Source organism: Tautonia sociabilis, assembly GCF_003977685.1.
GTDB classification, from domain to species: domain Bacteria; phylum Planctomycetota; class Planctomycetia; order Isosphaerales; family Isosphaeraceae; genus Tautonia; species Tautonia sociabilis.
Genome location: NZ_RYZH01000092.1, coordinates 1 through 11,800, shown reverse-complemented (window position 1 = coordinate 11,800; position 11,800 = coordinate 1). Strand labels below are relative to the sequence as shown.

General features: G+C 67.7%; 5 protein-coding genes and 1 pseudogene. All 6 read left to right on the top strand.

The window, feature by feature from the left end:
• The first annotated feature begins 365 nt into the window (after positions 1-365).
• A pseudogene (locus TsocGM_RS24975) lies at positions 366-2,991 on the top strand (site-specific DNA-methyltransferase).
• The gene (locus TsocGM_RS24970) at positions 2,991-5,804 is read left to right on the top strand and encodes a BPTD_3080 family restriction endonuclease (protein WP_126728187.1); all 2,814 of its coding nucleotides are present in this window, start codon (positions 2,991-2,993) and stop codon (positions 5,802-5,804) included. The pseudogene TsocGM_RS24975 and the gene TsocGM_RS24970 overlap by 1 nt, the downstream one beginning before the upstream one ends.
• A 182-nt stretch (positions 5,805-5,986) precedes the next feature.
• The gene (locus TsocGM_RS24965) at positions 5,987-6,880 is read left to right on the top strand and encodes a phosphoribosylaminoimidazolesuccinocarboxamide synthase (RefSeq protein ID WP_233579184.1); all 894 of its coding nucleotides are present in this window, start codon (positions 5,987-5,989) and stop codon (positions 6,878-6,880) included.
• A 167-nt stretch (positions 6,881-7,047) separates the two neighbouring features.
• Positions 7,048-8,217, top strand: a complete 1,170-nt coding sequence (gene aroC / locus TsocGM_RS24960) for a chorismate synthase (protein WP_126728185.1) — start codon at positions 7,048-7,050, stop codon at positions 8,215-8,217.
• A gap of 123 nt (positions 8,218-8,340) precedes the next feature.
• The gene (locus tag TsocGM_RS24955) at positions 8,341-10,188 is read left to right on the top strand and encodes an ATP-binding protein (RefSeq protein WP_126728184.1); all 1,848 of its coding nucleotides are present in this window, start codon (positions 8,341-8,343) and stop codon (positions 10,186-10,188) included.
• Positions 10,189-10,380: 192 nt separating this feature from the next.
• The gene (locus TsocGM_RS24950) at positions 10,381-11,349 is read left to right on the top strand and encodes a DMT family transporter (protein WP_126728183.1); all 969 of its coding nucleotides are present in this window, start codon (positions 10,381-10,383) and stop codon (positions 11,347-11,349) included.
• The last annotated feature ends 451 nt before the right edge of the window (positions 11,350-11,800 follow it).

The following is an 11,800-nucleotide window of genomic DNA, read 5'->3' as shown; positions in this document are numbered from 1 at the left end:
AGATCGCGCGGCGACTGGGGATCGGCCGGACGTCGGTCCGCCGCATCCTGGCCGCCGGCTGACGGCCAGGGCCGCCCTGCGCTCGGGCCGCGCGGGCGTCAAGGATGGTCTTCACCGGACGGATACCGCTGGTTCGCCTCGCAATCGTGCTCCAAGAGCCGGAGCGGAGCCGTGGGCGCCCTGGCGAGGCGCTGATGAATCCAAGAACCCGCCAACCCCTTCCGTCCTGGGTCGGGGGTCGAGACAATTTCACGAGTGTCCGGAATCATGCGGACGAGCGGGCGTGTTCCCGAACACCCGCTCAGCGGCCGAGAACCTGTTCGCCTCCCAGGGGAGGCCGCGAGGACGCCGACAGGACGAACCTGATGGCTCGAACGAAAAAGACGGCATCGACCTCGAACCGCCCGATTGAATCCTATGAGCATCGGGACAAGCAGCGCGTCAACAACCCCCCCGTGGGCCTGGTGACGCCGGAGACCGACCCCGACGCCGGGCGGAAGAACCGGACCTACGCCTACGACCCGCACCTCGATCCGCAACTGGTTTGGGCGGGCAAGGCCGAGCACACCTCCTTCGAGGTGCCGACCGTCTCGCTCCACGTCCACGAACGCATCGCCCCGCGCACCATCATCGAGGCGGTGAAGAAGAGGAACAACGGCATCGGCGAAGCGCGACAGTTGACGCTGTTCGAGCAAGAACGCCAGGAACCCCTGCGCGAGGCCATCGAGTTCTACCAGCACCAGCACGGCTGGTCGAACCGGCTCGTCGCGGGCGATTCCCTGCTGGTGATGAACTCGCTGCTGGAAAAAGAGGGCATGGCGGGCAAGGTGCAGATGATCTACATCGACCCGCCCTACGGCATCCGCTACGGCTCCAACTTCCAGCCCTTCGTCAACAAGCGCGACGTGAAGGACGGCAAGGACGAGGACCTGACCGCCGAGCCGGAGCAGATCCGCGCCTTCCGCGACACCTGGGAACTGGGCATTCACTCCTACCTCACCTACCTGCGCGACCGGCTGCTGCTGGCGCGGGAACTCCTGACCGAGAGCGGCAGCGTGTTCGTGCAGATCGGCGATGAGAATGTGCATCTTGTCCGCAACCTTATGGATGAGGTTCTCGGGGCCAACAACTTCTGCGCGCAGATTGCCTTCCGCACTTCCGTTCCACTTACATCGGCCGGGTTAGCCGGCGTTTCCGATTACCTATTGTGGTATGCCAAGAATAAAGACGCAATCAAGTATCGCTATGTCTTTGCCGAGCGTGCAGTCGGAGAAGGCACGGTGTTTACCTCGGTTCAGCTTCCTGACGGAACTCGGCGAGCAATGACGCCGGAGGAACGTGCAGAGCCGAAACTGCTGCCGAAGGGTGCGCGTGTGTTCGGCACAGACAATCTTGTCTCAAGCGGGTACACCCCAACCTGCATTTTCCCGATCGAGTACAACGGTCGGAAGTTTGACCCGACATCTGGCAAGAGCTGGAAGACAAACCGAGTTGGCATCGAGGCGCTCAAGAGAGCCGACAGGCTATCTGCTTCAGGGAAGACGCTCCGATACCTCACATTTGTCGACGATTATCCGGTGATGAAGCTATCGAATCTCTGGACGGATACCAAAGGCGAGTCGGAGAAAGTGTTTGTTGTGCAAACCAGCGCGAAGGTCATCGAGCGTTGCATGCTCATGACCACCGACCCCCGGCGACCTCGTCTTCGACCCGACCTGCGGCAGCGGGACGACTGCCTACGTTGCCGAGCAATGGGGCCGCCGCTGGATCACCTGCGATACCTCCCGCGTGGCGCTCACGCTGGCGAAGCAACGCCTGATGACAGCGGTCTTCGACTACTACGAGCTGGCGCATCCCGAGGAGGGCGTCGGCAGCGGCTTCAAGTACAAGACCGTGCCGCATGTGACGCTGAAATCCATCGCCAACAACCCGGACATCAAGGAGGGGATGACGCGCGAGCAGATCGACGCCGCCATCGCCCGCCACGCGCCGCAGGAGACGCTCTACGATCAGCCCTTCGTGGACCGCAAGAAGGTGCGCGTGACCGGGCCGTTCACGGTGGAGGCCGTCCCCGCGCCGGCGGTCAAATCACTGGATGAGATGCTCGAAGACAAACCGCAACCGGCGGATGCCTCCATCGCCCGCTCCGGCGAGACGCTGCGCCAGGCCGAATGGCGCGACGAACTGCTGCGCGCCGGCATCCGCGGAAAGAGCGGCCAGCACATCCGCTTCGCTCGTCTCGAGCCGTTGCCCGGCTGCCGATGGCTGCACGCCGACGGCGAAACCCGCCCCAGCGACGAGGGGGCCGATTCGGTGCGCGAGACCGGCCCGGCCTCCAGCCCGATGCGCGTCGTCGTTTCCTTCGGCCCCGAGCACGCGCCGTTGGAACAACGCCAGGTGCAGCGTGCCTGGGAGGACGCACAGCAGCTCGTGCCGAAACCGAACCTGCTGGTCTTCGCCGCCTTTCAGTTCGATCCCGAGGCGGCCAAAGACATCGACGCGATGAAGCCCGAGCTGGCCGGCATGCAGTTCCTCAAGGTGCAGATGAACGCCGACCTTCTGACCGACGACCTCAAGAAAAAGCGCGCCAGCAACGAATCGTTCTGGCTCATCGGCCAGCCGGATGTCGAGGTGCGCAAAGAGAAGGAGGGGAACTACGTCGTCTCGGTGCACGGCTTCGACTATTACAACACCAAGACCGGCGGCATCGAATCGGGCGGCTCGGACAAGATCGCCGTCTGGCTGCTCGATACCGACTACGACGGCCGAAGCCTTTATCCGCGGCAGGTCTTCTTCCCGATGGCGGGCGCGAAGGAAGGCGGCTGGGCGCGGCTGGCGAAGAACCTCAAGGCCGAGATCGACGAGGAACGGATCGAAGCCTATCGCGGCACGGTGTCGCTGCCCTTCGAGGCGGGCGAGCACAATCGCATCGCGGTCAAGATCGTGGACGACCGCGGGATCGAAAGCCTGAAGGTGATGGAGCTGGAGTGATGGCGAAGACCACCATCGATCGGCTCATCATCAATTCGCCATTCGACGAGCCGCTGCGGCACTGGCGCTACGACCGCGAGACGCGCACCTTTGATTTGGTGGAAGGCCGCCGCCCGGCGGGTTACGTGGTGGCCTCGGGCGAGTCGCGCGCCTTCGACGATCCGGGCATCTTCGTCGAGATTCCGATCGTCAATCAGATCCGCCCGCGTGTGAAGGCCTGGCGCGAGGCGGGCTACCCCGGCGTCACCAGCATCACCAAGCGGCTGCTCGATCACTGGCGCGACCCGGAGGAGTTCGACACGCGCCGGTTCTTCTTCTGCCAGTTGGAAGCGGTGGAGACGCTCATCTGGCTGATGGAAGCGCCCGCCGCCGAGCGGGTGGGCATCGCGATCCCGGGCGATGGCGGCGCGTTCGCTCGCCAGTGCTGCAAGATGGCCACCGGCTCGGGCAAGACGATCGTCATGGCGATGGTGATCGCCTGGCACATCCTCAACAAGGTGGCGAACCCGAGGGACGCTCGGTTCTCGAAGAACGTGCTCGTCGTGGCCCCCGGACTGACGGTCAAGAGCCGCCTGTCGGTGCTGGAGCCGGCCGCGACCGGCAACGATTACGAGGCGTTCCACATCGTGCCCTCAGCGCTGCTGGATCAACTGCGGCAGGGCAAGGTTCTGGTACGCAACTGGCACGCGCTGGCGTGGGACAGCGAGGAACAGATCAAAAAGCGCCGCAGCGTGGACAAGCGCGGCGCCAAGAGCGACGAAGCCTACACGCGCGAGGTGCTCGGCGAGATGGCCAGCGCCCACAATCTGCTCGTCATCAACGACGAGGCGCACCACGCCTGGCGCGTCAGCCCAGAAGCCGCCAGCAAGTACAAGCGCGAAGACGTGGAGGAATCGACGATTTGGATCGGCGGACTGGACCGGCTGCACCGCTCGCGGGGCATCCTGGGCTGCTACGACTTCTCGGCCACGCCCTTCACCCCCTCGGGCAAGAAGAGCAGCGAGGAAGCGCTGTTCGGCTGGATCGTCAGCGACTTCGGCCTGAACGACGCCATCGAGTCTGGGCTGGTGAAGACCCCGCGCGTGGTGGTGCGCGACGACGCGGTGCCGGATGCGAAAACCTGCAAGTCGCGGCTCTACCACATTTACAACGATCCTGAGGTCAAGGACGACCTGAACCGCAAGGCGCAGCCGGAAGAACCGCTGCCCGACCTGGTGCTGAACGCCTATTACCTGCTCGGCTACGACTGGCTCGAGGCGAGGAAGGCCTGGAAGGCGGCGGGTCTGCCGACTCCGCCGGTGATGATCACGGTCGCCAACCGCACCGAGACGGCGGCGCGCGTGAAGCACGCCTTCGACTCGAAGCGCATCCACATCGACGAGCTGTGCGACCCAGATCGCGTGCTGCACATCGACTCGAAGGTGCTGGAGCAGGCCGAGGCCAAGGAGGACGCCGCCGAGCCGCTGGAAGTCGTCGACGAGAGCGGCGACGACGAGGAGGTGGGCGGGCCGGTGGAGCGCAAACTGACCAAGGCCGAGCAGGCCGAGCTGCTGCGTCAAACCGTGGACACGGTGGGCAAGACCGGCCAGCCGGGCGAGACGATCCAGAAGGTCATCTCGGTCGGCATGCTCTCGGAGGGCTGGGACGCCAAGACGGTGACCCACATCATGGGCCTGCGCGCCTTCTCGTCGCAGCTTCTGTGCGAGCAGGTCGTGGGGCGGGGCCTGCGCCGAACCTCCTATGAGGTGGACCCGAAGACGGGCCGGTTCGAGGCGGAGTACGTGAACATCTTCGGCGTGCCCTTCACCTTTCTGCCTCACGAAGGCGGCGAGGATGGCCCACCGCCCCCGCCGAAACCGAAAACCGCCGTCGAACCGGACCCGGCCAAGGCCGAGTTCGAGATCCGCTGGCCGAACGTCGTGCGCATCGACCGCGTTTTTCTGCCGGCGCTGATGCTCGACTGGTCGAAGGCGAGCCCGCTGGAGCTGGACGCCGCGCAGACCGCTCGGGTGGCCGAGCTGGCTCCGATCCTGGAAGGCAAGCCGGACGTCACCAAGATCAACCGCATCGAACTGGAGCGGCTGGCGCGGGAGTTCCGTACCCAACGGATCATCTTCGAGACGGCTCGCGACGTGTTCGACCAGATGAAGCAGACCTGGCAGGGCAGCCGCGAGGTGCTGCTGGCGCAACTGGTGCGGATCGTCGAGCGGTTCATCCGCTCCGACACGATCACCATCTCGCCGCCGCTGTTCGGTCAGGACGAGCTGCGCCGTCGGCTGATCATCACGCTCAACATGTCGCGTGTGGTGCGGCACGTGTGGGAGGCGGTGCGGCAGGAGAACACCGAGCGTCTGACGCCGGTCTTCGACCGCGACCATCCCATCCGTGCCACCGGCGACATGCGCACCTGGTACACCGGCAAACCCTGCGAGCGCACAAAGAAGTCGCACATCAACGTCTGCGTTTACGACAGCGCCTGGGAGGCGTCGGATGCCTTCGCGCTGGATGAGTCCGATGCGGTGGCGGCGTGGGTCAAGAACGATCACCTGGGCTTCGAGGTGCTGTACGTCGACCGCGGCGTGGTGCGGAAGTACCGGCCCGATTTCATCGTGCGGCTGAAGAACGGTGATTGTCTGGTGTTGGAAACCAAGGGTCAGGAGACCGAACAGGATCGTGTCAAACGATATTATCTGAATGAGTGGGTCCAAGCGGTGAATGCGCATGGTGGGTTCGGCCAATGGAGATCGGCTGTGGCGAAGACGCCCGGCGAGATTCGGGATCTCTTGATGCTGAAGCCCTCGACTCGGTCGTAATGGTCGGTCGTGCTCCTGGTGTGCGTGATCCTCGGGGAGGCGGTGGCTGGGCCGACGGCCGAGGGCCGCGATCGAGGTTGTCCGCCCCAGCGCCGGTTCGATACAGTGGTCGGCGACGACCAGGACGTTGTGACCCGAACACCCCGATTGATCGGCCGATTCGATTCGAGGAGCGTGTCGCGGTGCCGGCAGTGCTGGAGACGAACCTGACGGGCCCGGCGAAGCGATCGGGCAAGGTCCGAGACGTGTATGACCTGGGGGATCGGCTGCTGATCGTCGCCACCGATCGCATCAGCGCCTTCGACTGGGTCCTGCCCACCGGCATTCCCGACAAGGGCCGCGTGCTCACCGGGCTCTCCGCCTTCTGGTTCGATCGGCTCGACGTGCCCCATCACCTTCTCGCGACGGACCTCGACGCCGCCGGGCTCGACCTCTCGGCCGAGGACCGGGAGCGGCTCGAGGGGCGGATCATGGTCGTCCGCAAGGCCGAGGTGGTGCCGTTCGAGTGCGTCGTCCGGGGCTACCTGTTCGGCAGCGCCTGGCGGGAGTACCGCACCCGGGGCACCGTCGTCGGCGAGCGGCTGCCGACCAGCCTGGTCGAGGGGGCCAGGCTCGATCCCCCCCTGTTCACCCCCGCCACCAAGGCCGAGCAGGGGCACGATGAGAACGTCTCCTTCGAGGAGATGGCCGGGGCCGTGGGCGCCGACCTGGCCGCGACCCTCCGGGACCTGAGCGTCCGCCTCTACCGAGAGGCCGCCGACCACGCTCGCTCGAAGGGGCTGATCCTCGCCGACACCAAGTTCGAGTTCGGCCGAGACCCGGAGTCCGGTACGCTCCTGCTGGTCGACGAGGTCCTCACCCCCGATAGCTCCCGATACTGGCCGGTCGAGGCGTACAAGCCCGGAATCGTGCCGCCGTCGTTTGACAAGCAGTTCGTCCGGGACTGGCTCGACTCGACCGACTGGGACAAGCAGAGCCCCCCCCCTCCCCTGCCCGAGGAGATCGTCGCCCGGACTCGAGCGAAGTACATCCAGGCGTTCGAGCAGCTGACCGATCGGCCGTTCCCCTGGAAATGACCGCTCGGCGGCACCGGTCCGGCAAGGCCCGGGAGCGGGTTGAGGTCCGGCCCGGATGGGGCCGCCTCCGGTCGTCGCGGGCGGACGGTATAATGCGGGGGTTGTGGCGCCGCCGGACGAGCCGGACCGCCCCCGACTGATCGACCGAACCGCGAGACGACGCCCCCATGCTCCGCTACCTGACGGCCGGCGAGTCGCACGGCCCGGCCCTGACGGCCATCGTCGAAGGCTTCCCCTCGGGCGTCACGCTCGACGTCGAGGTCATCAACGCCGAACTCAAGCGGCGACAAGGGGGGTACGGCCGGGGCAAGCGGCAGACGCTGGAGACGGATCGGGTCATCGTCGACTCGGGAACCTACCACGGCGTCACCACCGGCGGGCCCATCACGCTGCGCCTGGTGAACAACGACGCCAAGCTCGAACGTCTTCGAGAACCGGCCGCTCCTCGGGGGGGGCACATCGACCTGGCCGGCTCGATCGCGTATCAGACCGGCATCCGCCAGGTGCTCGAGCGGGCCAGCGCCCGGGAGACGGCCATGCGGGTGGCCGTCGGCGGCCTGGCCAGGCTGTTGCTCAGGGAGCTGGGGATCGAGGTCTTCGGCTTTGTGAGGGAGCTGGGGGGGATCGAGGCGCCCCCGGTGGCCCTGGATCCGGGCATCCGCGACGCCAGCCCCGTCTATTCCTGCAATCCCGAGGTCGACCCTCAGATCGTCTCGGCGATCGACGCGGCCCGGGAGGCGGGGGACACGCTCGGCGGGGTGGTCGAGGCGGTCGTCACGGGGTGCCCGATCGGTCTGGGGAGCCACGCGCAGTGGGACCGGAAGCTCGACGCCCGGCTCGCCCTGGCGGTGATGAGCGTGCAAGCGATCAAGGGCGTGGAGATCGGCCTCGGGTTCGAGGCGGCCCGGAGGCCGGGGTCGGGGGTCATGGATCCGATCCGGTACGAGGCCGACCACGACCCGGGCGACCGCCGCTTCGGCTTCCGGAGGCCGACGAACAACGCCGGGGGAATCGAGGGGGGAACCAGTAACGGAGAGCCGATCGTCGTCCGGGCGGCCAAGAAGCCGATCAGCACCCTGGCGGCCCGGGGGCCCTCGGTGAACATGGCCACCAAGGGGGAGGCGCCGGCCAGCTACGAGCGGTCGGACGTCTGTGCCGTGCCGGCGGCGAGCGTGATCGTCGAGGCGGTGGTGGCCTTCGAGGTGGCCTCGGCGGTGGTCGAACGGTACGTCGGCAGCAGCCTGGAGGCGATCCGGGCGGCGATGGCGGCAATGCACGAGCTTTCGCGGCGTCACCTGGACCAGTTCTGGTCGGCCGAGGCGCCCGGCGGGGGATGAGGACGCGGCGGAATCGGTCCGGCCCCCTTGTTCGGTTCCGCCACCGAGACGTACACTGCTCTGGACGGAGGCTCGTGATTGACCGGCGTGCCTGTCCGTTTCCCGACGGATCGGCACGGGTGAGTGGAGACCGCGCGGGGAGCGAGGTCCCTCTCCGCTCGGCGATCGCGCACCGCGCCGGCCGCGAGGCATCCCCTCCCCTTCTCCGCCGACCTGCGGTCCCACGCGATGCTCGACTTCTTCGGCCTCCTGTTCGACACGACCGGCTTCCCCGCGCGCTGGCATTGCGGCACCGGCTGGACGGCAGGGCTGGGCTGGTTGCACATCGCCGCCGACGTGGCGATCTTTGGCGCGTATCTGGCCATCCCGTGCGTGCTGCTGTTCTTCGTGAACCGGCGGCGCGACGTGCCGTTCCACGGCCTGTTCTACTTGTTCGGCGTGTTCATCCTCTCCTGCGGGATGACCCACCTGGTTGACGCGGCGATCTTCACCTGGCCGGCCTACCGGTTTCTGGGGCTGATGAAGGTGGTCACGGCAACGGCCTCGTGGCTGACGGTGGCGGCCCTGATCCCGATCGTGCCCCGGGCGCTGGAGCTGCCGGGAGTCATGCGGCTCAATGAGCAGCTCACCCGGGAGGTGGCCGAGCGGACCAAGGCCCAGGCTCAGCTCCAGGAGCACGCCCGGGCACTGGAGGCCGCCAATCACCGGCTGGCCGAACTGACCTCCGAGGCCGACGCGGCCAACCGGGCCAAGAGCGCGTTCCTGGCCAACATGAGCCACGAGATCCGGACGCCGATGACCGCCATCCTCGGCTACTCCGACGAGCTGATCCGAGACGCCCGCCCCGGCGACGACCCGGCTCGGCTGGACGCCTTGCGGACGATCCGGGAGAACGGCGAGCACCTGCTGACGCTGGTCAACGACATCCTGGACCTCTCCCGGATCGAGGCCGGCCGGCTCGAGGTCGAGCGTCGGCCGATCGAGTTGACGAGGCTGGTCGCCGAGGTCGAGTCGCTGATGGGGGTCCTCGCCCGCCGCAAGGGGCTGGCCCTGCACATCGGCTTCGACGGTCCGGTGCCCGTGGGCATCCACACCGATCCGTTGCGGTTGAAGCAGGTTCTGGTCAACCTCGTGGGGAACGGGCTGAAGTACACCGACCGGGGAGCGGTTCGGCTGACGACCCGCCTCCGACCCAAGGGAGACGGGCCCGATCGTCTGGAGTTCGAGGTGGCCGATACGGGAGTGGGCATGACCGCCGAGGAGATCAAGCGCTTGTTCACTCCCTACGGCCGGCTGGGCCGAGACGACGACCCGAGGGGAAGCACCGGCCTGGGCCTGACGATCAGCCAGCGGCTGGTCGAGCTGCTCGGCGGCCGGATCGAGGTGCGGAGCACCCCGGGCGAGGGGACCACCTTCATCGTGACCGTCGACCCCGGCCCGCTCGAGGGCGTTCCCCTGTTCGAGCCCAGCTGCCTGGCCTCCTCGGCCGAGGCCATCCGTCGAGAGCTCCAGGCACCAGAGCCTCCGGAGATCCCCGAGGGGACCCGGGTCTTGCTGGCCGAGGACACGGTGAGCAACCAGCGACTCATCCGCCGCATGCTCTCCGACGCGGGCGTGGCCCTGGACGTGGTCAACGACGGGGTTGAGGCCGTCGAGGCGGTCGAGCAGGCCGAGGAGCGGGGCCGATCGTACCACCTGGTCCTCATGGACATGCTCATGCCCAACCTCGGCGGTCTGGAAGCCGCCGCCCGGCTCCGATCGCTGGGGTTCCGCTTCCCGATCGTGGCGCTGACGGCCAACGCCATGGAGGGGGACCGCGAGCGATACCTCCGCTCCGGCTGTGACGGCTACCTCGCCAAGCCGATCGACCGGGCCGAGCTGCTGGCCATGGTGGCCCGGTTCTGCCGCCACGAGTCGGGGCGAGGAGAGGGCCGCCGGGGTGCCCTCCTCCCAGACTCGGACGGGGCCTGATCCCCTCCTTGAGGAGCACCCGGCCCTCCCGGTCCCCGTCCGCCCGGCCCGAATTGCTCGCGACAGGGTCCAGGGCGATCGGGTATGATCGCCGAGGCTGCCGTCCTCAACACGCCCGATCTCCTCCCCCCCGACCTCCTCCCGCCGCCGACTCTCCCCCCGGCGTCTTCCCGAGCGAGCGAACCGCCCCCCATGGAATCCCAGACCCTCCGAGCGGCTCTTTGGATGCTCGCCGGCGCCGTCTCGTTCGCCCTGATGGGTAGCTTCACGCATGCGCTGGGGCCTCGGTGCGACTGGCTGGTGGTCGCGTTGACGAGGGCCGTGTTCATGCTCGGATCGTCCTGGGTGCTGGCCCGTTCGGCCGGGGTGCGGCTGGTGGTCGTCCGGCCGCCGATCCTGTGGGTCCGGAGCCTGGCGGGGAGCGTCAGCCTGGTCTGCAACTTCTACGCGATCTCCCGGCTGCCGGTGGCCGACGCATTGACGCTGACGAGCATGTACCCGCTCTGGATCGTCGTCATCTCGGCCTTCGTGCTGCGGAGAGCCCCCTCGGGGACCGAGGTGCTTGGGATGGCCAGCGGGCTGATCGGGGTGGCGCTGATTCAGCGGCCGCACCTGGGAGGGGACCGCCTGGCGACGATCGTGGCCGTCTTCAGCTCGGCGACGACGGCGGTGGCCCTGATGGGCCTGCACCGCCTGCGGAACGTGGACACCAGGGCGGTGGTGGCTCACTTCGCCGGGGTCGGCACCCTGGTCGCGGGCGCCTGGCTCCTGATCCGGTCGGTCCGGGGAGGCGCCCCGGTCCTGCCACTCGACCCGGTGACGCTGGCCATGCTGGCCGGTGTGGCGGTGTCGGGGACGATTGGGCAGATCTGCCTGACCCGGGCGTACGCCCTGGGCGTGCCGACCCGGATCGCCGTGATCGGCCTGTCGCAGGTGGCCTTCGCGATGGCCTTCGACGTCTGGGTCTGGGGACGGGTGCTGACGCCGATGACCCTGCTGGGCTTCGCCTTCGTGCTCGCCCCGACGGCCCTGCTCACCGCCGTCGCCCGCCGTCGGCTGGCCGACGTGGCTCAGCCTTCCCCCGCCTCCGAGCCTTCCCCCCCCGCTCCGGTCGAGGACGACCCGCACGCCCTCCCGGTGGTCGCCCGGGCGTCGGATTGAGCCAGGCCGGGTCGAGTTGGGGAGGGATCGCCGGGCCATCGTCCTCGGTCGGGATCGAGCGGCCGGCCCCGGCCCATCGCGACGGAGACGGTGCGCCGTCCGGTACGCTCGCGGGCAGGCTGGGGTCATTGTTGCATTTCGTTTTGGTGTAAGGGTTTGTGGGTTTTGTGGCCTGCGGTGTTGAAACTATGAGAGGGGAGGTCGAGCCGACGGGGCCCGGGGCCCCGAGCCGGTGGAAGACTGGAGGTGTAGAACCGAACTCCTGCCCCACCGAACCGGAGGACTCCCGTGCACCACGTCGGCATCGACCTCCACAAGAAGACCGTATCCGTCCGGTGAAGACCATCCTTGACGCCCGCGCGGCCCGAGCGCAGGGCGGCCCTGGCCGTCAGCCGGCGGCCAGGATGCGGCGGACCGACGTCCGGCCGATCCCCAGTCGCCGCGCGATCTC